Origin of the sequence: Nonomuraea sp. NPDC050663, from assembly GCF_044456985.1 — a bacterium.
Lineage (GTDB): Bacteria > Actinomycetota > Actinomycetes > Streptosporangiales > Streptosporangiaceae > Nonomuraea.
The window spans coordinates 445,066-470,711 of sequence record NZ_JBITGL010000002.1; the positions used below are offsets into that span (position 1 = coordinate 445,066).

The 25,646-nt window shown below is 66.9% G+C and carries 20 protein-coding genes and 1 tRNA gene; 13 read left to right on the plus strand and 8 right to left on the minus strand.

Features of this window, described 5'->3' with window-relative positions; genetic code table 11:
- The first annotated feature begins 62 nt into the window (after window positions 1–62).
- The 3 genes from ACIBH1_RS06770 (at window position 63) to ACIBH1_RS06780 (ending at window position 1,656) form a co-directional block, all read left to right on the plus strand.
- Entirely contained in the window at window positions 63–551 is a 489-nt protein-coding gene (locus ACIBH1_RS06770) for a hypothetical protein (RefSeq protein ID WP_397312612.1), read from the plus strand.
- Between the two features lie 687 nt (window positions 552–1,238).
- Window positions 1,239–1,430, plus strand: coding sequence for a hypothetical protein (locus ACIBH1_RS06775; RefSeq protein WP_397312613.1), 192 nt, complete (start codon window positions 1,239–1,241; stop codon window positions 1,428–1,430).
- A gap of 73 nt (window positions 1,431–1,503) precedes the next feature.
- Entirely contained in the window at window positions 1,504–1,656 is a 153-nt protein-coding gene (locus ACIBH1_RS06780) for a hypothetical protein (RefSeq protein ID WP_397312614.1), read from the plus strand.
- On the opposite strand, the gene ACIBH1_RS06785 is transcribed toward ACIBH1_RS06780, so the two are convergent.
- Window positions 1,619–2,347, minus strand: coding sequence for a hypothetical protein (locus ACIBH1_RS06785; protein WP_397312615.1), 729 nt, complete (start codon window positions 2,345–2,347; stop codon window positions 1,619–1,621). The two genes, ACIBH1_RS06780 and ACIBH1_RS06785, sit on opposite strands and share 38 nt — an antisense overlap.
- Before the next feature lie 5 nt (window positions 2,348–2,352).
- Window positions 2,353–2,982, minus strand: a complete 630-nt coding sequence (locus tag ACIBH1_RS06790) for a hypothetical protein (protein ID WP_397312616.1) — start codon at window positions 2,980–2,982, stop codon at window positions 2,353–2,355.
- Between the two features lie 233 nt (window positions 2,983–3,215).
- Here ACIBH1_RS06790 and ACIBH1_RS06795 point away from each other — a divergent pair, with 233 nt between their 5' ends.
- Window positions 3,216–3,578, plus strand: a complete 363-nt coding sequence (locus ACIBH1_RS06795; RefSeq protein WP_397312617.1) for a hypothetical protein — start codon at window positions 3,216–3,218, stop codon at window positions 3,576–3,578.
- 271 nt (window positions 3,579–3,849) lie between these two features.
- On the opposite strand, the gene ACIBH1_RS06800 is transcribed toward ACIBH1_RS06795, so the two are convergent.
- Both ACIBH1_RS06800 and ACIBH1_RS06805 read right to left on the minus strand, forming a co-directional pair.
- Complete coding sequence (locus ACIBH1_RS06800) at window positions 3,850–4,206, minus strand: hypothetical protein (RefSeq protein ID WP_397312618.1); 357 nt, start codon at window positions 4,204–4,206, stop codon at window positions 3,850–3,852.
- A 380-nt stretch (window positions 4,207–4,586) separates the two neighbouring features.
- Window positions 4,587–5,021 carry an ATP-binding protein gene (locus tag ACIBH1_RS06805; protein ID WP_397312619.1) on the minus strand — a complete coding sequence of 145 codons (435 nt, stop codon included), beginning with the start codon at window positions 5,019–5,021 and terminating at the stop codon, window positions 4,587–4,589.
- Between the two features lie 137 nt (window positions 5,022–5,158).
- Here ACIBH1_RS06805 and ACIBH1_RS06810 point away from each other — a divergent pair, with 137 nt between their 5' ends.
- Window positions 5,159–6,070 carry a restriction endonuclease gene (locus tag ACIBH1_RS06810; protein WP_397312620.1) on the plus strand — a complete coding sequence of 304 codons (912 nt, stop codon included), beginning with the start codon at window positions 5,159–5,161 and terminating at the stop codon, window positions 6,068–6,070.
- An 11-nt stretch (window positions 6,071–6,081) separates the two neighbouring features.
- Here ACIBH1_RS06810 and ACIBH1_RS06815 read toward each other — a convergent pair.
- Window positions 6,082–6,158, minus strand: a tRNA-Ile gene (locus tag ACIBH1_RS06815).
- Between the two features lie 300 nt (window positions 6,159–6,458).
- A complete protein-coding gene (locus tag ACIBH1_RS06820; protein ID WP_397312621.1) occupies window positions 6,459–8,201 on the minus strand; it encodes a DUF6119 family protein in 1,743 nt (580 codons plus the stop codon).
- A gap of 422 nt (window positions 8,202–8,623) precedes the next feature.
- Between ACIBH1_RS06820 and ACIBH1_RS06825 the strand changes: the two genes are divergently transcribed.
- From ACIBH1_RS06825 to ACIBH1_RS06860, 8 genes are all read left to right on the plus strand, one after another.
- A complete protein-coding gene (locus ACIBH1_RS06825; RefSeq protein ID WP_397312622.1) occupies window positions 8,624–10,408 on the plus strand; it encodes an N-6 DNA methylase in 1,785 nt (594 codons plus the stop codon).
- A gap of 23 nt (window positions 10,409–10,431) precedes the next feature.
- A complete protein-coding gene (locus ACIBH1_RS06830) occupies window positions 10,432–12,378 on the plus strand; it encodes an N-6 DNA methylase (RefSeq protein ID WP_397312624.1) in 1,947 nt (648 codons plus the stop codon).
- On the plus strand, window positions 12,375–13,637 hold the full coding sequence (locus ACIBH1_RS06835; protein WP_397312625.1) for a restriction endonuclease subunit S: 1,263 nt from the start codon (window positions 12,375–12,377) through the stop codon (window positions 13,635–13,637). Before ACIBH1_RS06830 ends, ACIBH1_RS06835 begins: the two co-directional genes overlap by 4 nt.
- A complete protein-coding gene (locus tag ACIBH1_RS06840; RefSeq protein ID WP_397312626.1) occupies window positions 13,634–16,777 on the plus strand; it encodes a type I restriction endonuclease subunit R in 3,144 nt (1,047 codons plus the stop codon). The genes ACIBH1_RS06835 and ACIBH1_RS06840 overlap by 4 nt, the downstream gene beginning before the upstream one ends.
- A gap of 66 nt (window positions 16,778–16,843) precedes the next feature.
- Window positions 16,844–18,433 carry a protein kinase gene (locus ACIBH1_RS06845; protein WP_397312627.1) on the plus strand — a complete coding sequence of 530 codons (1,590 nt, stop codon included), beginning with the start codon at window positions 16,844–16,846 and terminating at the stop codon, window positions 18,431–18,433.
- Between the two features lie 64 nt (window positions 18,434–18,497).
- A complete protein-coding gene (locus tag ACIBH1_RS06850) occupies window positions 18,498–19,439 on the plus strand; it encodes a GIY-YIG nuclease family protein (protein WP_397312629.1) in 942 nt (313 codons plus the stop codon).
- A gap of 252 nt (window positions 19,440–19,691) precedes the next feature.
- Complete coding sequence (locus tag ACIBH1_RS06855) at window positions 19,692–20,930, plus strand: hypothetical protein (protein ID WP_397312630.1); 1,239 nt, start codon at window positions 19,692–19,694, stop codon at window positions 20,928–20,930.
- Complete coding sequence (locus ACIBH1_RS06860) at window positions 20,927–21,898, plus strand: hypothetical protein (protein WP_397312632.1); 972 nt, start codon at window positions 20,927–20,929, stop codon at window positions 21,896–21,898. Before ACIBH1_RS06855 ends, ACIBH1_RS06860 begins: the two co-directional genes overlap by 4 nt.
- Here ACIBH1_RS06860 and ACIBH1_RS06865 read toward each other — a convergent pair.
- Both ACIBH1_RS06865 and ACIBH1_RS06870 read right to left on the minus strand, forming a co-directional pair.
- Window positions 21,895–25,032 (minus strand): helicase HerA domain-containing protein, encoded by a 3,138-nt coding sequence (locus ACIBH1_RS06865; protein ID WP_397312633.1) that lies wholly within the window; start codon window positions 25,030–25,032, stop codon window positions 21,895–21,897. The genes ACIBH1_RS06860 and ACIBH1_RS06865 overlap by 4 nt on opposite strands.
- Window positions 25,032–25,646 carry a hypothetical protein gene (locus tag ACIBH1_RS06870; RefSeq protein ID WP_397312634.1) on the minus strand — a complete coding sequence of 205 codons (615 nt, stop codon included), beginning with the start codon at window positions 25,644–25,646 and terminating at the stop codon, window positions 25,032–25,034. Before ACIBH1_RS06870 ends, ACIBH1_RS06865 begins: the two co-directional genes overlap by 1 nt.

Below are 25,646 nucleotides of genomic sequence, written 5' to 3' on the forward strand. Positions count from 1 at the left end.
GAGTCCGTCGTCCAGGCATCAATGTGAAGTAGCCCGGCAATCATGGACGCATGGGAGATCACGTGACCGACGATTCCAGCAGGCCACAGGCCCAGAAGGACCTGCTCTGGGGTATGTACACCGATATGCGCGCACATGCGCGGCACGCGGAGACGCTGCGAGCCAACGCCATCAACATCGTCCTGGTCGTGGCGTCGGCGCTGGTCGCCATCATCGCGTCCGACGGGAACCTCAAGCGCGATGAGGTGCCCGCCAGCATGCTCGTGGTCTTCATCGGGGTCATCGGACTGGCGTTCGCCGCCGCCTACACAGAGCTCTACCAGCGCAACCGACGCCGGGCCGAAGCTTTCCGGACGCTGCTCGACGAGCGGTACTTCGCGACCGGTGATCCGGCTCTCGCCGAGGTGCTCAAGTCTTCCGACCAGCGACATCAGGCGACGTCCTTCTACCGGCTGACCCGGCGGGCGACCGGGAGCACCCAGCGTTTCTGGATGGTCGTGCCCGCGCTGGTCATTGTCACGGGGGCCGTGATCGCGATCGTGGCGGCGTGAGCAGGTGGGTTTTGCGGCGCCTGCGGGTGCCTCAGCCGCAGTCACCGTGTTCACCGACGTAGCTGTTCTTACAGGTGGCCTCCGGGCAGGCGAAGGACCACGACAGGCTCCTTTTCGGTGTTGCTTAGGTTGCACGGTCCTTCTGGGCCTTAGCTTGAGGTTTAACCCTTGATCTGGACGCGGGCAGCATCCGAGGCGAATTCGGGGAGAATTGCCGCATATCCGGATGTAGTGGAATGTGGCCTAACGCGTACGGCGTGGCGTGAGGCGGCCACCGCCTCATCTTCGAAGTTGCGAAACAAGCGACGACGAAGGCGGTGGCCGTGTCTGCCAGCTTCCTGCACCCAGCCAGCCCGATCCAGGCATTGAGCGAAATTTCCGATTTCCGTAGCGCCTTCTGTCACTGCCTCGATGCCCGCGCCGACGCCCTCTGTGTCAAGCTCAAGTGAGACGAATAGGGACTAAGTTCCTTAGCTGGCATGAGCAGGGCGAGAACGGGTACGACGCGCGGTGACCATGGCTAGCCACGACCTTCAATCCGGTGACGGCCCCCGAGGTGACCGGCCCAAGCGACGGCACTTCTCTACCGAGTACACGCTAAGGATCATCACGGAGTACGAGGTCCCCCGAGGGTGAGAAGGGCCGGGTGCTGCGCCGGGAAGGCCTCTACAGCACCAGCATCGATCTGTGGCGGCGGCAGCGAGACAATGGCGAGCGGGCTTCTCCAACCCGGCCACCCCCTCGCGCGCTCACAAGACACCCGAGCAGGCACAGATAGAGCGGCTGCGCAAGGAGAACGCCGCGCTGGTCCGGGGCAAGGCCAAAGCGGAGAAGAAGATCGCCCAGACCGAGGCGGCGCTGGACATCCTGAGAAGTTGAAGACCGTGGTGGCGACGTGCTCCTCCTCGGCAGGGGTTAGCGGAGTGCGGCCGAGGCGGAGGGCGTCCTCGGCGTGACGGTCCAGAGCGGCGAGGATCAGGTCCTTCCCGAGGTGCTGCCGATCGGCCTCGCTGCGGGCTTCGTCCTTGGCGTGTTCCGCGAGCTGGTCATGGACGGTCTGGCGGACGCTATCGATGGTCTGATCGATCATGCCGCCGCCCGGTGAGCCTGTTGGTGGTTTCGAAGGCCGACCGGAGCAATGGTCGGCGGTGGAGTCGTCGTCTTCCAGCTTCGTCGCGCAGAGTGATGGCGGCCTTGTCGTCACGAGGGATGGTGCCGAGAACCGGGAGGCCCAGCCCCTCTTCGACCTGGGAGGCGGGGAAACTGTGCCCGGCAAGAAGCAGGTCGACTCCGCGGCAATCCTTCTTGAGCCCGTCGATCTGTGTCTCAAGGCAGGCGAGCCCTGCGAGATCCGGCTCCATGATGACGAGGAGGCGGGCGCTGGCCAGTAGCGGGAGCGCGGGCGAATCCGCCGTCAGCCTTCCGCAGTCAGCAAGGACCACTTGGTCGGACTCCTCAGCCAGCCAGGTGATCGTCTCGCCGTACGAGATAGCGAGGGTCGCGAGGCTTGCGGCCACCTGCTCCGCGCCAGCCGGGGCTGGTACAACGGGCAAGGCGCCGCCGAGGTTCTGCGAGTGCTCCCAGATCAGGTCCGGCGAGGCGCTCCGGCGGGTCGAACCCGCGAGGGTCACCAGATTCGGCTGGGCGGCGAGACCGAACCGGGCCGCGAGTGTGCCGCCGCTGGGATCCCACTCCATGAGCAGCACCCGGGTGTCGCCGGGCCAAGTCATCGCGAGGGCCGTGGCGGTGAGCGTGCATCCGGCGGGTGGGCGTTTGAGGTAGCCGATTCCGAACAAGGGCATCAGTTTCCCCCGCCCTTAGGCAGTACGGCGAGACTCACTTCGCCGGTCATCGCCGCGGCGGCCACGGCGGTCGCGTCATGCTCGGGGAGCTGGAGCTGGACTGTGATCTCTTGCGCCGACTCCGTTCCTGGGACGACGGCCGTGACGAGGGCTTGGGCGACGTCCTCCTTCCCTTCGCCGTTGACGAGGACGACGGAGACGCGAGAGCCGGAGGTGACAGCGGGCGGGAAGAGGGTGCGCTTGACGCCGACCGCGATCACGGCCTCGCCTGCCGGTGGGTAGGTGCCGGTGCCGAGTGCCTCCGAGGTGAGGAGCGCCCCGGCTGCCAGTGGCAGAGCGAGTGGCTGGTTGATGACCTTCCGTGCTTGCCGCACCGGAATCGTATGAAGCTCCGGGCCGCTCGCGATCTCTATGCTGCGCAGATCGGCGAGCTGCACAAGGTGGCCGGCGGGAAGTGCTTGGGTTACGGCAAGGACGCTGGTCCGCTCGCCTGCCTCGAACACCGTGACGGCCGCCGCGATGCCGCCACCCACGGCGAGGAGCAGGCCGATCAGTGCCCAGCCGATGCTTCGCTTGTGCCTGCGAGGTGCCTGAAGTCGCACTTCGGGGGGTTTCGTTGCGGTCTTCACGCGCCTCCTTATGCGGTGACCAGGGACTGCGCCTCGGCTACCCGGAACGCCGTGGTGGCGGTGGTGACCAAGGGCGGGAGCGTGCCGCTCGTCGTACCGGAGGACCAGGTGATCGTCCAGACAATCGTGGCGACGACTGGGTAGGCGTCGTTCTTCTGGTGAGCGGAGCTGACGAGGTAGGTGTGCGAGCAATCCGGGGAGGCCCGCGCGGGTCCTTCGTCCCGTCGTAGGGCGTGCCTGGCCCCTTGCACAGCTGGCGGCGACTGTCGCCCATCTCCCAGCGGACCTCGGCCGGGGTCGTGGTCGCGGTGACCGTGATCCCCGGTGCGGAGGCGCTGGCGCTCTGCGCTGTCCACGGCGAGGTGGTCCAGAGCCAGGTGGGCAGGCGGGTGAGCTGCAAGTCCGTGGTCTTGGGCGAGGAGGCGATGACCGGCTTGGGGAGGACCAGGTTGTCGCGGGCGATGTACGCGACGGTGAGCGGGTCGATCGGCGCGCCGCCACTGCCGTCGCCAACGGGGACTGTGTCGAAGATGATGTTGCCGTTGGCGTCCCGGCAGGTCCTGGTCGCCGTGCCTGGAGCGGATCCGCCGCTGTAGTAGCAGCCGTCGGTCCCCATCACACCGTAAGCGGGGTCGCTGCAGGCGGCGCTCCGGCCCAGGGAGTCACGGCAGCCCGACGCACTGCTCGGTGTCTGGCGACCGACCGGCGTACCGTCGCGGCTGATCCGATTGCCTGCGACGACGTTGCAACCTGCGCCCTGGCGGCCTTCGCCGCATTCGGCATTGCCGAAGATGTCGTCGGCCGCGGCTGTGCTCACGGCGAAGGCGGATGCCGCCAACGTCACCATGAGCACGACCGCGAGCCGTTTCAGCATGACCCGACCTGCCAGATCCGGATCTTGGTCGCCTTCCAGCCGATCTCTTTCCGGCTGATCGTGGCATCGATCCTGCGCAGCCCGCCGGGCTCGTCGTTGATTGGCTTGCCGGTCTTCCGGTTGTAGAGCAGGACGCTGCTGGTGTCGGTGCAGTCCTCGATGACGACCTTCTCCGGGGTTGCGGAGACGATCGTCGGGTTGAGTTTCGGCTCTCCTTGGGCGATGGCGTTCTGCTCGTCGTTGAGGCGCAGTGCGTTGATGAGGACCGCGAGCGCCTGGTCGTCGGCGTAGCGGCGGAGCGTACTCGGGCCGTGGTCTGCGGTTTCAGCGGCCTTCGCGAAGTCCCGCATGAGCCCTCGGTAGGCGTTGAGGGCCTGGTCGCGCACACTCGCGAGCGGGTCGGCGGAGGTCGCTGGTGGCGGAGTCTCCACAGCGAGTGGTTCGTTGTCGCCCGAGGCGCTCTCGCAGGCTGCCACTATGAGCACGGCCAGGAGAGCGGTGCTTCCTCGGCGAAGGTTGCCCATGACTACTCCCATTGCGCTGACTCCTTCCGGTTGTAACACCGGACCTAATAGTCCACGTAACGCTTCCAAGTAGTCACGGACGGTGCAACTCCAGTCGGGTGGTCTATAGAGAACCCCAAGTCGCGGCCCTGATTTTCGCGCGTGCGCCCGGCGCGTTCTCGGTGGGCGATGGGTTAGGGACGCCCATGCTCGTACGGCACGCGGCCCTATAGGGCGTCGAGCTCGGCCCACACGACGTGACCGGTCTCCGGGTTGCCGGACAACCCGCAGCGTGCCGAGAGCTGGGCGACTGCCTGGAGACCGTAGCCGTGCTGGCCGAGCGCGATGGCGGCCGTCGGGATGAAGCTGGGCGAGCCGTCGCCACCCTGATCGTAGATGGCGAGCCGGATTCCTCGGGGAAGTGTGGCGATCTCGAGCAGGAAGTGCGTCCCTCTGGCGTGGAGGACCGCGTTGGTCGCGAGCTCGGAGACGATGTACTCGGCCGTCTCTGCCTGTGTGTTCAGTAGAGTCCGAACGAGGTGACGCACCCTGGGGATCTGCTCGGGGTCGGTCGCGAAGACCTTCCGCCATATCTGGCCGCCCTGGTAGATCCCGTCCCGTACCGACGTCCAGACCAGCTCAGGCCTCGGCTCGTCGAACATCCATTCCCGCATGTCAACCGCCCTTCCACACGCGCACGATTGATCGACTGTGGGGCGGGTGACAAGTTCGCGCTACCGGGGGGCCGGGGCGGCGGCAGTAGCCTTCAGTCAACTCCGTGATGCTGAAGGGGCACGACGTGGCGATTCCCGACTTCGAGACGGTGATGCGTCCCGTGCTGGAGCTCCTCCAGGAGGGCGGCGAGCACCGCCGGCGAGACATAGGGGACGCCATCGCGAAGTCCTTCAACCTCACGCCGGTGGAGCAGGCCCAACGGACCCGAGGTGGCGGGCACAACCTGCTTCGCAGCAAGATCGACTGGGCTATCAGGGACCTGGTCAAGGCAGGACTCCTCGTCCGTACGCGCCGCGGCTTCACCCAGGTCACCGACAGGGGCCGGACCTTCCTCGCAGAGCACTCCGGGGCGATCAACCGCGAAGCGCTATCCTCCGTCTCTCCCGAGCACGCCGCGTGGGTAAAGCCGACCAAGACCAAGAAAGCCGCCGTCCCGACTGATTCCTCCGATGCTGAGGAGATTCCCAGGGAAGCCATCCCGCGGCTGGTCGCGCGCTGGCACGAGGCCATTGCCGACGAGCTACTTCAAAGGCTCCGGGCCGCGCCACCGGAGTTCCTGGAGCACACCGTACTCGCGCTGCTGGTCGCGATGGGGTACGGCGGCGCGGTCAGCGACGCCGTCCACCTCGGTGGCCCCGGCGATGGCGGAGTCGACGGCATGGTCCGCAAGGATCCGCTCGGCCTCGAGCAGGTCTATGTCCAGGCCAAGCGCTACGCTGCCGACCATCCGGTAGGCCCTGCCGAGGTCCAAGCATTCGTCGGTGCGCTGCACGGCCATCAAACCGACCGCGGGGTGTTCGTCACGACGAGCCACTTCACCAAGTCCGCCGCAGACTACGTCGCCAAGGTCTCATCACGGATCATATTGATCGACGGGCTGAAACTCGCTCGGCTGATGGTCGAGCACGGCTGTGGCGTCCACACCGGAGAAACGATCACTCTCAAGGAGGTCGACGAGGACTTCTTCGACGCATAACCGCAGGTAGGTGGTAGGGCGGGCGGGACTTGAACCCGCGACCTATGGATTATGAGTCCACTGCTCTGACCAGCTGAGCTACCGCCCCGCAAGTGTGCAGTCTTCCATAACTTCGGGATTTGCGGGACAGGCGGATCACCATTTTGCGACAGCCTGCCAGCCCGTCCCACAGTCATGGCGCTCCCGCCACTTGAGGGCAAGGGAGGCTTGCCCTCAAGTGGCGGTGAGGCTATCTGGGTAAACCCAGTCGAGGAGTGACCAGCCGACTTGAACTTCTTTGTCAGACTGGGCCGGGCGCTTGGGGCCAGCAGGTCCTTCGCCGAGGTGCCGTACACCGTGACGATCGACCAGTGCGAGCTTTCGGGGCCGCAGGACGGGTCGGCGACAGTCAGGACGGATCTGCATCTCCCCGCGACGTGACCGTCCCGGTGGTCGAGGTCCGGGAGATGGAGACGATCTCCACGCGCACGCCCATCCCCTCCAGAGCGGTCACCGCGTGCAGCAGCGAGACCTTCGCGAAGGCGAACAGGGAGTTCGGGGTCAGCGGCACTCCGTCCTTGAGGAGGATGCCGTAGACGAGGGTCAGCGACCTGAACGTCCTGTCCATGGGGTGGCCTGGTGCGAGCTCGTCGATCTTGGCGAGGAACTTCTGCTGGACCTCGGTGTCAAAACGCAGGGTCTCCATGGCAACCCTGCCCTGTGCGAAGAGGTGGTTAAGCTCGGCGGTTGCTTCGGCCTTCTTCACGCAGAGGAACTGTCCGATCGGCCCGAGCCCGTCGCAGATCTCGAGGCCGCCGCCGCGCAGGCGTGCGGTATGTACGGTGTTCTTGTCGAGCAGTACGTATCCCTCCTGGGCGGCGACCTGCCGGTTGTACCAGTCCTCGTCATGTGGCTTGGCCTTTGTGCCCTTAGTCCAGGGAGGCATGGTGACCTTGGTCGGACGGGAGAGGAGTTCGGCGATCCGCTGCTCGATGACGGTGAGGTACTCCGCGCCGATCTCGTACCACCGACGCTGCCAGTAGAAGTAGTGGAAGCTGTCCTCGGACACCTCGGCCGTGAGCCAGTGGTCGGCGGGGACCTTGGTGCTGATCGGCTCGTTCCCTTCGGTATCGGCGAACATCTGAATACGCCCGTCGCGCAGGGTCCGCAGGCGGCTCCCCGGCTGCCGATTCCGGACGGCTTCGACGAACTGGACGATCTCAAGCTCGGCGCAGTACTGGGAGCGACCGCCGAGCGTCACCTTGAAGGACTCCGCGGAGTCGTACCGGTCCCGGCAGACGCTGGGCACAGCAAGGGCGACGAGGGACTGCTCATCCTCGCCGAGCATGGCGTCGAGGCGCTCATCAAGGAGCTGCGCCTGCTCGGACTTCGGGGGGAGCGGCCGGACTTGGGCGATGAACTCGAACTCCGGCAGCGGGCTGGGCTGAGCGCACACCTCTTCGATCCGCTGGAGATCGTGGAGCAGGGAGGCGGGCGTGCTGCCGAGGTGCAGCTTGACTGAACGGTCGTTTCCGGTGATGTGCGCGGGCCGGGTGCGGTCCTTGGTGAAGGTCAGCGGGACGTTGGCGATCTGGCCAGAGATCTGGCTGACGATCTCCCCGAACTGCTCGATACCGAAGCCCCGGATGTTCTCCCCGCCGGTGGCGGAGTTCTCGTCAGTCCGCCCCCGCGCGTCCATGACCTGGCGGCGGACCTTGGTGATGTGGTCGGCGTCCAGGCAGCGGATGGCAAGCTCGATGCCGAATCCGGGGTCGATCCGGGCTGGGTCGATCATCAGGTGACCCATACCGTAGGCGAGGCCGTAGACCGCCTGCTCGGTACGGACCAGGAGGAGGCCGAGAGTCGTCCGGTTCTCCTCCGCGACGGGATGTCCACTCAGGGCGCTGAGTGGGGTGCACCAGTCGGCGGGACCGGGGGCGATCGTGCCGGTGATGAGGAGGCCGGAGATACCCTCGTGGTCGACCTCAGTGCTCTTGAACCCTTCCCGGTCCAGGTAGCGGGAGAGGACTAACGAGCGGAGGCTCGAGTTCTGGCTCGCGGCGCGCAGGCGGTAGAGGGAAGTCTTGCGGGTGGTCGGCGGGGTCGTGGCCTTCTCGGCGGCGGCCGGGACGTCGTGGTTCTCGGTGCTCATGTCGGTCCTCATCTGAGGTACAGGGGCTGGACAGCCCGAACATTTGGGGAAGTGCGGTGCGACGTGCGCACAGGTTCTGGGTGCGCTGTCGGCGTGGCAAAAGCCCCCGTACCGACGAGCTGGGCCCAGGTGAGCTGTCTCTCTGGGCGCGACTCGGCGCATCTTGTGCGTGGGGCGGGCCTGCGCTCCCCGGAAGGCGCTGGGAGCGGATGTGCCCAGCCACGGGTCGGCTGACTGAGGACACCGATGATGCCCGACGGAGCGGGCATCATCGTGCTCATCACCCGTGACTTACGGCGCTTGAGATAGCGACCATCACTCTTTCAGGGGTCAACTTACCACATCTTGTTTACATTCATATCAATGCTCACGAACGCTAACAAAGGCTTGGTTTAGTCGATACCACCAGGTATGGTTTCCCCATGAGTCTTGGCGAGCGCGACGAGGTGACGGCGGCTGCGATCGCGCGGCTGGCCGGCGTCAGCCGTGCCGCCGTGGCGAATTGGCGCAGGCGCTACCCGGGGTTCCCCAAACCGGTCGGCGGCAGCGAGCACAGCCCGACTTTCTCCCTGGAGGAGGTCGAGGCGTGGCTGAAGGCGACAGGGAAGGGTGATCAGCTGTCGACGGCCGGGCGGACCGAGACGGGGACGCAGCGCGTCGACGACCCTGTTCCGTTCCCGGGCGGCTCCTCCCACGCATGGGAGCGAAGCGATCTCGGTCGACTGTCGGAACAGGGGCGAGAGCGCGGCGTCGCTGACCTTACCTCGGGAGAGCTGCTTGCCAGGGTGATGGCGTCGCTGCTGCCGCGTTCGACAACTTCGGTAGGGTCGTCCGGCGATTGGGACGCGGACGTGCCCGTCGTGCTGGACCCCGCTTGCGCGGAGGCGACGCTGCTCTTGGCCGTTGCCGACCGCTTCGGCACCGAGGTCCGGCTGGCCGGGCAGGAGATTCGACTGTCTGCGACCGAGGCGGCTGTGCGGAGGCTGAGCCACAATCCCCTCGATACGTTGTATGAGATCCATACCGGTGACTCCCTGCTGGAAAACCGACTCGGCCAATATCTAGGCGCGGCGGCGGCCGTCGTCTGCGAACCGCCGTTCGACCTAACGCAGTGGCCCACGGCCGAACTCGCGACCGATCCCCGTTGGGAGTTCGGCACCCCGGCCCCCCGCGACGGGGAACTGGCCTGGGTACAGCACTGCTATGCACACCTGAGACCGCGCGGTGTAGCCGTCGTCGCTGTGACACCCCGCACCTGCATACAGCCGTCGGGGCAGCAGATCCGCGCGGCGCTGGTGCGGTCCGGCGCCCTCCGCGACGTGATCGCGTTGCCGAAGGGAATGGGCTCCGCCCCCGACACCGACGTCTATCTCTGGGTCCTACAGCGGCCCTACGGGACTCCCGACTACCGGGATGTCCGGATGATCGACCTGTCGGTTCTGGGTGACGCCGCCGACGTCCCGAACGAGTTCGCCGCTTGGCAGCGGCTGTTCGGTGACGCAGACCCGACGGTGTCCCGTGCGGTCCCACGCCTGGAGCTCCTGGACGGTGACGCGAACCTGCTGCCGTCCCGCTACGTCACCCCTCGGGTCGAGGCGAACGCCGATGACTTCACCCGCGTCACCGACCGGCTACAGGCCCTCTACTCGCATGCTGCGCGGGGACTGCCGCGCTTCTCCGCGCCCCCCACGCCGACCCGCCACTCGCTCGTCACCCTCGGCGAGTTGGAACGAGCAGGGGTGCTGACCATCAGGGCTCGTGACGATACCCCCCGCGCGGGAGACGTGCTGCTGCGGACTCTCGGCCGCCCGCCGGTCGTCGCGACCGGTACGGCTGGAGACGACATCGGGGTAGCGCAGGTCGTTGAGATCGACCCCGCTCGGCTGGACGCGCACTTCCTGGCGACCTTCCTGCGGGCCGACGCCGGGGCGCTCCCTGCGGCCAACACCCTTGGCGCGCTCAACCGCGAGGACCTGCGTCGCTGCCGCGTTCCCCGGCTGTCCCTGGTCGAGCAGCGCCGCTACGGCGACGCGTTCCGCCACCTGCGGGAGGTGGAGGACGTGCTCGCAGCGCTGGAGAGAGCGAGCGCGCATCTCATCGAACAGACCGTGCACGGCCTGACTGCCGGGGTTCTGGCTCCGGAGTTCACACTGATGAAGAACACTGATGACACGAGTGCGGTTGATGAGGAGATAGGAGAGCTGTGACCTCGGGACCCAGCCACACCAAGATGGCGGCCGACATCTGGTCGGTCGCGGACTTGCTGCGCGGTGACTACAAACGCCACGAGTACGGCGGGGTAATCCTGCCGTTCACGCTGCTGCGCCGCCTCGACGCGGTGATGGCCCCGACCCGGCAGGCCGTACGCGACCGCGACTCCTCGCTCACCATCGAGAACAAGCAGAAGATGTTGGAGGTCGTGGCGAAACTGCCGTTCTACAACACCTCCAAGCAGGACTTCGCCACGATCGCCAGCGATTCGACTAGCGTCGCCAAGAACCTGCGCGACTACATCAACGGGTTCTCCCCGAATGTGCGGACGATCCTGAGCCGGTTCGACCTGGATAACGAGATCACCCGACTGGCGGGCGCGAAGATTCTCTACGGGGTAGTCGGAAAGTTCGCCGAGATGCGGGACCTCGACCGGCTCAGTAACCACGACATGGGTTACGTCTTCGAGCACCTGATCCGGAAGTTCGCGGAAGACTCCAACGAGACCGCCGGTGAGCACTTCACTCCGCGTGAGGTCATCAAGCTGATGGTCAACCTACTGGTCGCCCCGGACGCGGAAACTATCGCCGGCGATGGCCAGGTCATCAACATCCTCGACCCGGCCTGCGGCACTGGCGGGATGTTGACCGCCGCCGAGGATTACATCAAGTTGCTTAATCCGAACGCCACGGTCTACCTCTTCGGCCAGGAGCTCAACGCGGAGTCCTGGGCGATCTGCCAGGCGGACATGCTCATGCGCGAGCAGCGCGGCACTATCCACTTCGGCAACTCCTTCAGCGAGGACGGCCACCGTGGCCGGAAATTCGACTACATGCTGGCCAACCCTCCCTTCGGAGTGGAGTGGAAGAAAGTTAAGATCGACGTCGAGAACGAGGCCGAACTCGGCCACGCGGGCCGTTTCGGGGCCGGGTTGCCGCGCATCAACGACGGCTCATTCCTCTTCCTGCAGCACATGCTCGACAAGATGGACCCGGTGGAAGGCAAGGGTTCACGACTGGCGATCGTCTTCAACGGCTCACCGCTCTTCACCGGCGCGGCCGAGTCCGGCGAGTCGCGGATCCGTCAGTGGATCCTGGAGAACGACTGGCTGGAAGGCATCGTTGCCCTGCCGGACCAGCTCTTCTACAACACCGGCATCTCCACCTACTTCTGGATCCTGTCCAACCGGAAGGACGAGAAGCTGCGCCGTAAGGTGATCTTGCTTGACGCCCGCGATCAGTGGGAGAAGATGCGTAAGTCCTTCGGGGACAAGCGTAAGCAGATAAGCGACGACCAGATCAAGCACATCACCGAGCTGTACGTCGATGCGGTGAAGATCGCGGCGGACACCGGGTATCCGGACCACACCAAAGTGAAGATCTTCGGTACCCGTGACTTCGGCTACCACCGCATCACCGTGGAGCGCCCGCTCAAGCTCCGCTTCGAGATCACCGAGGACACCCTGGCCGCAATGGGCAGTGCGAAGGCCCTGGCCAAGTGGGGCGGACGCGAGGCGCTGGTAACGGCCTTGCGCGGTGTAATCGGGACAGTCTGGTGGACGAAGAAGGAGGCGACGAACGCCCTCCACGCGGCGACTGCGGCGGGCGGAGCCCAATGGCCTTCCACCGCCGCGCTACTGAAAGCAGTCTGGGGCGCGGTCTCCGTCTCCGATCCCGAGGGCGAGGTCCAGAAGAACCGGGACGGCTCGATCATCCCCGACCCGGACCTACGCGACTACGAGAACATCCCGCTTGACGAGGACATCGAGAAGTACTTCGCCAGAGAGGTCACCCCTCACGTCCCCGATGCCTGGATCGATCACGACAAAACTAAGGTCGGCTACGAGATCCCCTTCACCCGCCATTTCTACGTTTACACTCCGCCCCGCCCACTGGCCGAGATCGACGCCGAGTTGCGCGAACTGGAGACGCAGATCCAGAAGCTCTTGGGGGAGGTAACAGGATGAGTTGGACGGCGACGCGACTGAAACATCTCTGTGTTGACGCAGGCCAATATGGCCTCAATGTCGCTGCACAGGACTACACGTCCAGCGGTCATCGTCTCATCCGTACGTCGGACATCGATGAGAACGGAGGTCTTCGCTCGCGCGAAAATGCTGTTTTTATTGATACATCGCTGGACAGTCGTCATGAGCTGAAGGATGGCGACCTTCTGTTGTCACGTAGCGGTACGCTCGGGCGCGCGATGCTCTTGAGGGATCTTGAAGAGCCGAGTACCTACGCGGGATACCTTGTGCGTTTCCGGCCTCGCCCGAGTGTAGAACCGCGGTTTATGGCTTATCTGGCGGCATCACGCCTCTTTCAAGCTGCCATTGAGGCAGATGCGGTTACGTCAACGATTCAGAACTTCAACGCCGAACGTTATGCGAACATTGCGGTTTCGCTCCCAACTATCGATGAACAGCGACGTATCGCCGACTTCCTCGACGCCGAGACAGCCCGGATCGATCAGTTGGTTAGTTCGATGTCTGGGAGTTTGAATCTTCTTCAGGCCAAGCGCCGTGCGCTGCTCATGTCAATCTTTCCGGATTCTGAGTGCGGTAGCGCCCGACTCGGCTACTACCTTGATCTGGTTACCAGTGGTCCGCGCGGTTGGGGCGAATACGTCGGATCCAAAGGTACGCCGTTCTTCCGAAGTGCGAATCTACGACGAGATAGCATCGATCCAAATCTCGAGTCTCTAGCATTGGTGGATGTGCCCCCTTCGGCGTCCGCTGAAGCTCAGCGTTCCATGGTACGTGTCGGCGATGTATTGATCGGCATTACAGGTGCGAACACGGGCTGGGTATCGTTGGTTGACCGGCGAATCGCGCAGGCAAATGTGAGTCAGCATGTTTGTCTGGCCAGGCCCAGCAAAGCGGTTGAAGGACGTTGGCTCGCGTATGCGTTGTCTGCGCCGCAGGTTCAAGAACTCCTGCTGGGGAGTCAGTATGGTGGAACCAAGACCCAACTCTCGCTGGGGGACATTCGAGACCTTGTTGTCACCCTCCCCTCAGTTGATGAGCAGCGAAGGCTTGTCGCGGATATCGATAAAGGACTTGCGGTGATCACAGCCGAGAGCGCCTTGCGTAACGACCAGCTCGCCCTGCTTGCCGAGCGTCGCCAGGCGCTTATCACTGCCGCTGTTACCGGGCAGATTGATGTCACGACCGCGCGTGGGGTCGATACGTCCGGTCTCTCCCTGGCTGGAGGTGGGTCGGCATGACGCCTGGAGCGTTTGGCGAGCGGAGGTTCGAGGATCGGGTCGAGGCGGAGCTGCTCGATCGTGGTTGGGTGCAGGCGCAGGGGACATTCAACGTCGACCTGGGGCTCGACACCGGGGAGATGTTCCGGTTCATCGGTGCGACGCAGGGGAAGAAGTGGGAGCGACTCGTCGGTTTCTATGGGGGTGACCCGACAACGGCGCAGCGCCAGTTCGCGCAACGGGTAGCCGCCGAGGTCGATGCGCGTGGGGTGCTGGATGTGCTGCGGCAGGGGGTGCGGGACCGGGGGGTGCAGATCGACTTGGCGTACTTCCGGCCCGGCCACACCCTGGCCGCCGACGCCCTCGCGGAGTATGACGCGAACGTGCTGACGGTCGCCCGGCAGCTGCACTACAGTACCCGGCACCCGAAGCGTTCGCTCGACATGGCGCTCTTCGTCAACGGGCTGCCGACCGCCACGGTCGAGCTGAAGAACCCGAACACCGGGCAGAACGCCGACCACGCCATCGGGCAGTATCGGCGTGACCGGGATCAGAACGACGTGTTCCTTGCCAAGCGGGCGCTGGTCCATTTCGCGGTGGACCCCGATCGGGCCTTCATCACCACGCGGCTACGCGGCGCCGACACGCAGTTCCTGCCGTTCAACCTCGGTTCCAACGGGCCTGGCAAGTCCGGTGAGGCGGGGAACCCGTCGGCCGAGCCCGGGTCGTACAGCGTGGACTACCTGTGGAAGGAGATCTGGCAGCGCGACAACTGGCTGGAGATCCTGCACCGGTTCGTGCACATTCAGGTGTCGGACCGGAAGGGCGTGAAGGAGAACCCGCACACCTCGCCGAAGGTCTTTCCTCGTTACCACCAGTGGCATGCCGTACAGAAGATGGTGGATCATGCGCGGGCGCACGGGGCCGGGCGGCACTACCTAATCCAGCACTCGGCGGGCTCGGGAAAGTCAAACACGATCGCGTGGCTGGCACACCGGCTCTCGAACCTCTTCGACGAGGGCAACCGGGCGGTGTTCGACAAGATCATTGTGATTACTGACCGGGTCGTGCTCGACCGCCAGCTGCAGAAGACCATCTTCCAGTTCGACCACACGCCCGGCGTCGTCAAGAAAATCGACGTGGACTCGACGCAGCTCGCGGGGGCGCTCGGTGATGCCACCTCGAAGATCGTCATCAGCACCCTGCAGATGTATCCGTTCCTGCTGAAGAAGATCGTCGACGTGGGGCTGGCGGGCAAGCGGTACGCCGTCGTCATCGATGAGGCGCACTCCTCGCAGGGCGGGGAGTCCGCGATCCAGCTCAAGCAGGCGCTCGGGGCGAACGCGACGCCGCGGGAGGAGGATGAGGACGACGCGACGTACATGACGCGGGTGCGCGGCAAGCAGCCGAATCTGTCGTACTTCGCGTTCACGGCCACCCCGAAGTCGCCGACGCTGAAGCTGTTCGGGACCCTCGACCCGGAGAGGGTGAACCCCCGTACTGGTGAGGTCGGGATGTACGTCCCCTTCCACATCTACTCAATGCGGCAGGCAATTGACGAGGGCTACATCCTCGATGTGCTGGCCAACTACATCACCTACGACACGAAATGGCGGCTGCGGAACGCGGCCGTCGAACAGAACGAGTCGCAGATCGCCAACCCTGAGGTCGACGCGGGCAAGGCGAAAGCGACGCTGGTCCGGCTCGCGGAGCTGCACCCCAAGTCGCTGGAGCAGAAGGCCCGACTCATCGTCGACGACTTCCGGGAAAACATCGTCGGGCGGCTCGGCGGACGGGCGCGGGTCATGGTGGTCACCAGCGGGCGGCAGCACGCGCTCGATTTGTACCAGGCGATCCGCAACTACGTCTCCTTGCGTGGATACACCGACTGCGGCACGCTCGTCGCATTCTCCGGACAGCTGAAGAACGATGCCGGTCTGGAGTTCACCGAGTCACAGCTCAACGGTTTTCCTGAGTCTCAGCTGCCGGACCGGTTCGCGTACACCAAGGCCGACGACCCGCAGGCGGTCGCGCGGAACCAGGACGAGTATCGCCTGCTGGTCGTCGCGGACAAGTACCAGACTGGTTTCGACCAGCCGCTGCTGTGCGGGATGTACGTCGACAAGCCCCTGACCGGCGTCACAGCCGTACAGACGCTTTCACGGCTGAACCGAATCCACCCACTGAAGTCGCAGGACGACGTGCACATCCTGGACTTCGTCAACCAAGCCGCCGACATCCAGGCCGCATTCGAGGACTGGTTCGAGACGACGATCACCGAGCCTAGCGACCCCAACCTGCTCTACACCAAGCAGCGCGAGGTAATGGAGTACGAACTGTTGGTCGCCTCGGAGATGGAGGCGTTCATCCGGGTCCTGGCAGCGGCAGGGCCGGGCAGACTGCCCGAAGCGGCGGAGCGGAAGCTCCACGCGGAGCTGCACGAATACCTCAAGCCCGCGTTGGACCGCTTCGACGCTCTGGAGACCGACGACGAGCGGGAGGGTTTCCGGAAGGCACTCCAAGACTATGTGCGGGCCTACAGTCTCATCGCGCAGATTGTCGCCTGGGGTGATCGGGACCTCGAACGCCTCTACCAGTACGGCCGGATTCTGCTGCTCCGGCTACCCGGACGGCCCTCAACCTCCATCGACATCGGCGACGCGGACCTGAGTCACTTTCGGCTGGAGCACACCGGGCGGCACAACGTCTCGCTCTCGGCGGTCGGCGACCGGGCCGTGCGGGGCCATGCCGCCGACGGCGGAGGCTACCGGGAGCCGGAGGTGAAGCCACTCTCGGAGGTGATCGAGGAGCTGAACGACCGGTTCGGCCTCGGCCTGGGCACCGCCGACCAGATCCTGATCTACCAGCAGGTCGTCGGCCTGGTCGAAGACGTCGGGATGCAGCAGATCGCGCTGATGAACGACGAGGCCCGGTTCGGCCAGGTCGCCGACGACCGGCTAGACGACATCGTCGCGGAGAACGCCGAGCGTAACACCGCCTTCATGAAGCTGTATTTCGACAACAACGAGTTCCAGAAGGCCATCAAGGAAGCCGCCCGCAAGCGCGCGTACCGGATCATCACCGAACCGGCACGCGACGAGGCGCTGGCACGACTGCGGGCCGAAATGCTGCGCGAGACCGGTGAGCATTCCGCACAGTAAGTCCCGCCCGCCCCTTGCTCTCGTTGAGGAGTTGGCAAAGAATTTGATCTCTTAGCTGGGGGTGGAGTGTCGGACACAGCAGGGCAACCGGACGAGAAGCAGCGGCTCGCGAAGCGCTATCGCATTGACGGGTCAATCGGTCGCGGCGGCATGAGCGAGGTTTTCCATGGCTACGACGAGCGCCTCGACCGCCGCGTCGCGATCAAGCTGCTCCGCTCTCCGGCGTCGGTGGTGATCCCGGCGACGCCGGACAGTCCCGAGGCAGCCGAAATCCTCGATTCCCTAGAGCGTGACCGCTTGCGGTTCCTCCGCGAGATCCGCATCACCGGACAGCTGGAACACCCCGGCATCCCCGCCGTCTACGACACCGGCGACGAGGGACCAGACGGAGGTAAGCAGCTATGGCTCGTCATGCAACTGTTGCGCGGTTCGACGCTGGAGTCGCTCCTCAACCACGCGAACTATGACACGACCCCGCCGACCATTGCGTGGGCCGCCTCCATCGCCGGGCAGATCGCAGCAGTCCTGACCGACGTCCATCGGGTTGATATCGTCCACCGCGACCTCAAACCGGCCAACGTGATGCTCGTCGACGGCGGCCTCGTGAAGGTTCTCGACTTCGGCATCGCCATTCTGCGCGGCGCGGGCGCGCTCCCCCGACTTACGCAGATCGACCGAACTGTCGGCACTCCGCCATATATGTCCCCAGAACAATGCCTCGGTCAGGCGGTTACCACCGCCTCGGACATCTACTCTCTTGGCTGTCTCCTGTTTGAACTCCTGACCGGAGATGTGCCCTATCACGGCACGACCGCTATGCCACTATGTGCGCATCACCTTCAATCACCCGTGCCGTCAGTCCGAGCACGCCGCCCCGAGATCTCGCCCGAGCTCGATGACCTCGTGTCCTCCATGCTGGACAAACAGGCGGTTGCCCGGCCGTCCGCCGAGGCCGTCTACGAGGCGCTGCTGCCACTCGCGACAGGCTCGGAGCAACCCACGGGCGGCGATGAGAACCGCGACCCGACCCGTCCCTTCCGGCGACCTCTGCTCGCGCCCGCCAAACGACGGGAGCCGACCACGAGCAGAGGCAGAATCACCGAGCAGCAGGCGGAAGAGCTGAAGGCCAACGTCAAAGCGCTCTTGGACAATGACCGGCCGTCCGAGGCGATCAGCCTGCTCGAAGACGGTGTAGCCCGTGCTGCTCACGACTCCTTCATTGAGCTGCAACTGCGCCACTCGCTGGCCGCTGCACTCTTCTACGCCGGCGAATACACCCGCTCCGGATCGTTGTTCGAGGTCGTCGGCCGCGACTATGCCAAACACCTACCCCCGACAAACTCGTATGTCCTCCACTGTGCCTACCACGCGGGCCACGCCTACGCAGAGATCGGCAATTCCGAGAAGGCACTGCCTCAACTACGGTTCTTCGTGCAGAACGCGACCGGGACGAGCGACGAGGCACCGGAGCAGATTCGCGAGTCACGCTTCGTGATCGCACAGATGCTTGCGAGCGCTGGCCGTTCCGACGAGTCGTTGGCCGAACTCGAAGCGGTCCGCGTACTCCTCGTCGAGGAACTCGGGGTGGGCTCCACGCAGGTGAAGAATCTCGACAAGCAAATCGCCCGGATGCGGGCTCTCCTCGATCGAGGCTAACGGACGTCGGCGTATGTCGCGGGGGGCTGCGGCTCACGAGCGTCGAGCCAGGGAGGAGCAAAAGATGCCCGCACACCGCGAGGTCGGATTCGTCTACGTCCTCACCAACGAGTTCATGCCGGATTTAGTAAAGATCGGCATGACGAGCCGTCTCTCGGAGGATCGGGCCAGTGAACTATACCAAGGCAAGTCGGGAGTTCCCGGTCGGTTTGAGGTTGTCTTTCGCTTGATGACGTCACATCCACTCGCCGTAGAGAAGCAGGTCCACAAGCTTCTGAAGGACGTCCGACCGAACCCGGGCCGGGAGTACTTCCGGGCGTCTGTCGATCATGCGATTGAAACCTTGCGGGCTGCTGCGCTCGCAGTTGCGAGCATCGAGAGCTGGGACGACGCTGTTCAGCATGTCCGCCACGGAGACCGTCTTGCTTTGACACTGGCAGAAGGTGACCTGCTTTTCGTCATCGCGTATCCAGGCCTCATGGCGCCGCAGGCGGAGATTATCGACGTCTGGCAGGCGCACAGCGACGGCGATCTCCTCGAACTCATGGGCGACAACAACCCCGGGCATGTGGCCGGCGTCAGCGACTACGACAAACATGGAGAAGCGGACCCCGTGCCGTACGTCGATCGTGATCGGCGTGTGCGGAACATGCCGATCATCGGCCGAGAGCGGCTGGTGCCCGGAGACCGGCTGCTCTGGCTCCGTTCACACGAACAGGGTCAGACCTGCATGGTCGCCTGTTTCGAGATGGACCACCACTGCCAGGTAACCAGCAGGGCGTGGGATCTGAAGTTTGATGAATCCAGCGGTCACCCCCTTCTGCTCGAAATCCTGACCTACGATCAGCCCCCGCCTGCCGTCACTCGCGTGGTTCAGGCTGCTCTGAAGATGCCTCGTCCGCGTTCATGGGCACCACGGCAGCCAGATCCCTCGGAGGGCTGGGCAGCCATCGGGGACAGTCCTCAGAAAGCCGAGCACTGGCTCCGACAGCTTAAGAAGACTTAGGTGATCACGTTTGGTGCTCGGCCGGGGATCGGCAACCCCGGCACGGGGCGTCACCACCCGGGACGGCCCGGCCCGGGAATCGGCGGAGTCGTGGACAAACCAGCACACCCAATCCCATCCAGTCACACCGCGGCACCGAACCAGGGAACTCATAATCCATGGGTCGCGGGTTCAAGTCCCGCCCGCCCTACTCGCAATACCCGCCTCAACGGGACAGAGAACTCTTTCGCTGTCACATGCGTCTAACCGGGCATGCGGAAGATCGTGCTCGTCGGGCTAGCGGCGGTGCTGATCGGCGCCGCCGGCGGCAGCGGGCCACCGTCGGCCTCGCGGCTGCCGCCCGCCGAACCCGCGGGCACCGTCGAGGAGCTCGCCCGCATGCTGCGCCCGCACGAGGCCCCCGACGAGGAGCCGCACTTCTGGGCCTACGACGTCTTCTCGCTGTGCACGGGTGCGCGGCGCGAAGTGGACGAACCGCGCGGCGTCGCCGTCTACGCCGCCCGGCTCCGCACCGATCCGCCGATCCAAGTCCGCTTCATGAGGCTGGCCGACGCGACCGCCGCGCGGGAGCTCGCTCACGCGGCGGGCAGGGAGGCGAAGGCCTGTGAGGGACCGGCCGTCGAGGAGTACGGGGCGATGATGGAGGGCGACGTCGGCGTGGAGCCGTACACGCGCGGCGGCTGGGAGGGGGTCCAGGTCGTCGCCGAGACGCTCGCCAAACGTCCCGCGGCGTGGATCTACAAGCCCAGGACCGAGGGGCACGTCGTGGCGTCCAAGGGCCCGTGGGTGGCGCACGCCTGGTGGAAGGTGCGCGGCGCCGTGGGATGGCCTATGCCGCACTGGACGACCGGCGGGCTGCAGCAGGTCGAGTGGGCCCTCACCCACGCGGGCGCGGACGAGGCGCCGACGTGGCTGAGCCGGGTCCTGCCCGATCCCGTGTCGTACGGCACGCGCATGCGGGTCCGGCCGAGGGGCGACGAGGACACCGACCTGGCTTGCGCACACCTGTACTCCAGGACGTCCGTCGTCAGTTCCATGCAGTCGGTCGACCGCTCGATGCTGGGGGAGGCGGCCGTCCAGGAAAGTGTCCACGTCGCCTCCGACGAGGCCCAGGCCGAGCGGATCCGGCGCGGCAAGATGCACAGCGAGTCCGACAGGGTCCTTGATGGGCGGTTGCGCGAACCGTGCCGTCACTGGGACGACCAGAGCCTCGAGGGGGCGGTCGGGGTACCCGTGACCCTGGAGGCGTTCGGGCACGGCCGGTGGACGGGGGAGATCGAACGTTTCGCCGCGCGCGTGCGCCGCATGCCGGACGAGCCGACCTCCCGCGACTCCTACGCCCACGTCGCCGTCTCGGTGCGCAGCGGGACGACCGTGGTCTACCTGCAATGGCAGGTGGCGGCGGGCAACGATCTCGAAGGGGCGCTGCGCAGGGGTGAACGGGTGCTCAGGAGGGCGCTGGATCACATGAGCACGGTCGTGCCGAAATGAGGGATCGCGCCGCGCTCCTCATGCGCGCGGCCGGGCCGTACGCGCTGGTGGTGCTGGGGCTCGACGTGGCCGCCGTCCTGCAGGCGCGCGGGAACCTCGCCGGGGTCCAGGTCGGCCATCCGGCCGGGCCCGTGGCGGCGATGGAGGAGTTCGGCGTCCAGCGCTCCCTGGTGATCGCCGCCGTCCAGGCGGGCTTCGCGATCTTCTTCCTGTGGGCCGCCCGCAGGCGCTCCCCGGCAGCCCTGGCGGCGACCGGGGTGGTGACGGGGCTCTACTGGGCCGGGTTGCTGCTGGTGCGCTGGTTCAACCCGATCAGCGACTTCCCGATGGGGGGCTTCAGCAGCCCGCCGTTCGAGCGGCTGGAGCCCGGCTGGTACCTGCCGTCGCTGACCTTCGTGCTCTGGGCGGCCGCGGTCACGCAGCTGGCCGCCGTGGCCCTGGCGATGCGCGAGGGTTCGTGGCAGGAGGGAGGGCGGGGTTCGCGGCTGCTGGTGGCCGGGCCGATCCTGGCGGTCGCCGCCTACGCGGTGGTCAACCTGGTGGCGATCCGCCTGGCGACGGAACCGCGCACGCCGACCGACGTGTTCGGCGCGCCGTGGAACGACAGCTCACGCTCCTGGCTGGTACGGCGGGCCTGGGAGTCGGCGGGTCTGCTGGGGCGGTGGCTCCTGCTGATCGGTGCCACGGCGCTGCCCGTGGTGGCGCTGGGATGGCGCATGAGGCGGCGCGGGGTCACGCCGGGCAGGCTGGTCCCCGCCTGGCTGTTCAGCGCGCCGTACCTGCTCGTGCTGGCCCTGTTCACCTGGCTGCACCCGATGTCGGGCGAGATGAACTACGACGACCAGGCGGGATACATCTATCAGAACCCGCCGTGGCATCCGGTCGCCCTCGTCGTCGTGTGCGTCGCGGCGGTGGCCGTCCAGGTGGTGGCGCTGGTGAGGGCGACGCCGAGGGCCGGGGGCGGTTAGCGGCGGCTGCGCTCCAGCACCTCCTCCACCGACAGCGGGGCGCGCGGATGGTGGCTCAGGCACAGCGGCGCCTGGATCTTCACGAACGGTTCGCCGTCCAGCGCGGCGTAGAACTGCCCGGTGCGCAGCCGGGCGATGTCGTCGACGGAGCTGCCCTTGGCCGAGGCCAGCTCGCGGGCCGCCGCGATCTGGGCGGGGGCGTTGAGCAGGCCGAAGAACTGGGTGGCGGCGTTGCCGGGTATGCGGTTGTGCAGGCCGCGCGGCGCCTGGGTGGCGAAGACCAGGCCGAGGCCGTACTTGCGCGCCTGGGCGGCCAGGGCGAGCGTGCTCTGCGTGCACGCGGTCATGGTGCCGGAGGGGGCGAAGGTCTGGGCCTCGTCCATGACGAACAGGCCGCCGAGCGGCTGGTCGCCCGCCGGGTTCCTCCTGATCCAGGCGAACAGCGCCATCTGGAGCTGGTTGACGAAGCTCTGGCGCTGGTCGTCGGACTGCAGCCCGACGAAGCTGATCACCGAGATCCTGGCGCGGCGGCCGGGGGAGGGGGTGAGCAGCACGCCGGGGTCGGCGGGGGCGCCCGAGCCGCCGAACAGCGGATCGATGATCATGGCGGCTTTGAGGCTCTCGCCGATCTCACCGGCGATCTTGCAGGCGCCGTCGAGGGTGCTGAGCCCGTCGGGCAGGTCGCAGAGCAGGTCGACCAGGCCCGCGAGCCCGGTGCGCCCGCGCCTGCCGTAGAAGTCGATCGCCTCCCGCAGCAGCGCCTGGCCGCGGTGGGCCTTGGCGGTGCGGCCCTCCAGCTTGGCGCGCGGGATCAGGGAGGCGACGGCCGACTCGACGGCCTCGTTGAACTCGTCCGGGTCGTCGATCACCGCGGTGAAGTCGGGCAGCGGCTGGAAGACGAGGGGCCGGCCGCCGTCGCGGCGCGGGGTCCAGACGACGACCTCGGCGCCGTTCAGGTACTCCTCGGCGCGGGCGCTCTCCGGGTGCGGCTGCGGCCACGGGTCGCCGAGGCGGGCCAGGTCGTTGTTGGGGTCGAGGACGATGGCCGAGACGCCGAGGAGCGCGCACTCCTCGATCAGCCGCCTGATCAGCACCGTCTTGCCCGAGCCCGATCCGGCGAAGATGACGGCGTGCTTGCGGAGGGCCTCCAGGTCGAGGCGGGTGGGGGTGCCGGTGAGCAGGTCGCGGCCGACGGGGATGACCGGCACCGCGGAGGAGACCGGCACCGCGGAGGAGACCGGCGCAGAGGAGACCGGCACTGCGGCGGACGGTGCCGGGGACGGTGCGGTGGGTGAGGCGTCGAGTGGTGGGGCGTCGGGTGAGCGGACGGCCTCGGCCGGTGCGGGCTCGCCGAGGGCGTCCTGGAAGACCGCCAGCTCCCGGGTGGGCCGACGCTCCGCCAGCCAGCCCGCCAGCCCCGGCGGGTTGACCGCCAGCAGATCGCGCAACGCCCCCAGCAGCGCCAGATCCTCCGCCCCGAGCGGCAGCACCCGCCCGCCCCGCTTCTCGAACTCCTCCACGGTCGTCCGCGTCACGGGACCGCCGGGCCAGGCGCCGTTGCGCAGCACGAACAGCCGCCGCTTGGGCACCGCCTCGTCCAGCCCGGCGGCCACGGAGGCGACCCGCAGCCGGGAGAGCACCGCGTTGTGATGCTTGGCGCTGATCGCGCGGAACGCCCAGTGGATCTCGTCCTCCGTCCGCTCGTCCAGCGCCCGGCGCAGCCGCGCGTGGAGGGCGGGCTTGGCGCTCGGCGGGGCGTCCTGCCGGTAGGCGCCGGACTCGGCCCCCTGCTCCATGATCCACGCGGCCAGTCCCGCCGCCAGCAGCGGCGGCATCACCTGGTCCTCCGAGTCGGGCTCCAGCCGCGGGTTCTGGTCCGTACGGCCCCGCAGCCCGGCCCAGAGCGCGTCCAGTGCCGCATGGTCGTGCCCGGCGGGCTCCACGGGCCCGGCGGGCACGCCGGCCCCGGCGCCGAGCTCCCTGACGACCCCGTCCTTGAGGCAGTCCTGCACGTGCCGGTCGATGTCCTGCAGCAACTGCCGCGGCGTGAACTCGGTGGCCTCGCGCAGGAACTCCGGCCGCACCGGCCAGGTGGGGTAGGCGGGTTCGAAGCCCACCTCGGAGAACCGTACGGCGAAGCGCCGCGCGACCAGTGCGAGCGCCCGGTCCTCCGTGCCGAGGTGCTGCAGGAACGGCACCTCGCGGAAACGGTCCTGGACGGAGTCCGTGGCGTGTTTCCGGATCAGAGCCCAGGTGGCGGGCAGGCAGCTCAGCACGGTCAGCGTGCGGGAGGTGACCTCCCGCAGGGACATCAGCCCGCCGCCGACGCGTTCCACGACGAGCCGGTCGTTCCAGGAGAAGCCCTCCTCCGCCGAGGTGGTCATGCCCGCCTGGGCCAGCAGCGTGTCGATCTGGTCGACGGCGATGACGCAGTGGCCGGTCAGCGCCAGCAGCCGGGAGACGCCGCGGACGATCTCCTGCGGCGTGGGCCGCGCGCCGCTGATGCCCCAGCGGCCGCGCTCGCCAGGCTCGCCCTCGGCCACGCAGGTCAGGAAGGACTCGCCGATGTCCTGCAGGCCCAGGTCGCCGGCGCCGAGCAGGACCAGGGCGCGGGCGACGTCGCGCTGCTCGCGGCCGGTGCGCGGGTGCAGCAGACGCAGCTTGTCCACGAGCTCGTCGAGCGTGGCGCGGGTCAGCGGGGAGCGGCCGTCGGCCTCGCGCCGTTTCATCCTGGGTAGGTTCGTCTCGGCCGCGAGCTTCGCCAGGAACACCGAGAGCTGGGTGCGGCCGTCGGCCGACGGCCTGGCCAGGCCTTCCAGCAGGGAGATCACGACGCTCTCCCAGAAGCCCTTGGCGTCGAGCAGGCCGACCAGGAAGAAGTAGCCGCCCTCCGCCTGGGTGCGCTCGCGCAGCCAGCCGAGCAGGTGGGTCTTGCCCGTGCCTCTGATGCCGCGCACGGCCAGGCCCACGGGGCTGGCGCCCTGGCTCTGGCGTGCTTCGTCCAGGGCCGTGCCGATCACGTGCTCGGCGGCCGGGTACAGCGCCTCGACGTGGAAGGGCGACGGGCGCCAGACGTCGTCGGCGTGCTCGACCGGGTGCAGCCTGAGCGCGGCCAGAGCCTGAAGCTCGCTCATCAGGCGCCGATCGCCAGCAGGTGCTTGTCCTGGTTGCCGATCACGATGGCGGCCGCCCTGTCGTCCGGGGTGAGGGTCTTCTGGTTGCCCTCGGGGATCAGGATGCCGTCCGCCTTGTTGAGCTGGACCAGGGCGGCGTCGACCGCGTCACGGGGCAGGTCGGCCAGGTGCTCGCGCAGGACGGCGAGGCGGACCCACTCGCCGGGGCGCGCGGCGAGCGCGGCGTAGGCGGCGCGGACCCGCCCCTCCGCGTCGTCCCGGTGTCCGAGCACCTCGTCGGGGGCGAAAAGCTCGGCCAGGCTGCGCTCGCCGCGCCGTACGGTGGCGCCGAGCCAGGCCAGCAGCACGCGGGCCGCGACGGTGCCCGCCCGCGACGGCACGGGCACGCCCTCGCGCAGCGCCTCCGCGGCCCTGGCCCAGCCGGAGTCGGTCAGGACGTGCTCGAACCCGCGTCCGTGCTTGTGGCTCTCGACCAGCTTCGCCTCGTTCAGCGTGCGCCGGAGTTGCCCGTCGATGGCGCTGCCGTACCGCTCCTTGAGCGCCGTGTTGGTGGCCTGACCTGTCTCGGCCATGAGCATGAGCAGCGCGCTGAGCTGGGAGAGGGGGAGGGTCAT

What these genes read in the sequence shown, in the direction of transcription:
- ACIBH1_RS06835 (WP_397312625.1), top strand. Translation starts at nt 12,375, where the DNA reads ATGAGTTGGACGGCGACGCGACTGAAACATCTCTGTGTTGACGCAGGC.
- ACIBH1_RS06820 (WP_397312621.1), bottom strand. Translation starts at nt 8,201, where the DNA reads ATGAGCACCGAGAACCACGACGTCCCGGCCGCCGCCGAGAAGGCCACG.
- ACIBH1_RS06850 (WP_397312629.1), top strand. Translation starts at nt 18,498, where the DNA reads ATGCCCGCACACCGCGAGGTCGGATTCGTCTACGTCCTCACCAACGAG.
- ACIBH1_RS06860 (WP_397312632.1), top strand. Translation starts at nt 20,927, where the DNA reads ATGAGGGATCGCGCCGCGCTCCTCATGCGCGCGGCCGGGCCGTACGCG.
- ACIBH1_RS06825 (WP_397312622.1), top strand. Translation starts at nt 8,624, where the DNA reads ATGAGTCTTGGCGAGCGCGACGAGGTGACGGCGGCTGCGATCGCGCGG.
- ACIBH1_RS06805 (WP_397312619.1), bottom strand. Translation starts at nt 5,021, where the DNA reads ATGTTCGACGAGCCGAGGCCTGAGCTGGTCTGGACGTCGGTACGGGAC.
- ACIBH1_RS06800 (WP_397312618.1), bottom strand. Translation starts at nt 4,206, where the DNA reads ATGCGGGACTTCGCGAAGGCCGCTGAAACCGCAGACCACGGCCCGAGT.
- ACIBH1_RS06865 (WP_397312633.1), bottom strand. Translation starts at nt 25,032, where the DNA reads ATGAGCGAGCTTCAGGCTCTGGCCGCGCTCAGGCTGCACCCGGTCGAG.
- ACIBH1_RS06855 (WP_397312630.1), top strand. Translation starts at nt 19,692, where the DNA reads ATGCGGAAGATCGTGCTCGTCGGGCTAGCGGCGGTGCTGATCGGCGCC.
- ACIBH1_RS06870 (WP_397312634.1), bottom strand. Translation starts at nt 25,646, where the DNA reads ATGACCCTCCCCCTCTCCCAGCTCAGCGCGCTGCTCATGCTCATGGCC.
- ACIBH1_RS06840 (WP_397312626.1), top strand. Translation starts at nt 13,634, where the DNA reads ATGACGCCTGGAGCGTTTGGCGAGCGGAGGTTCGAGGATCGGGTCGAG.
- ACIBH1_RS06830 (WP_397312624.1), top strand. Translation starts at nt 10,432, where the DNA reads ATGGCGGCCGACATCTGGTCGGTCGCGGACTTGCTGCGCGGTGACTAC.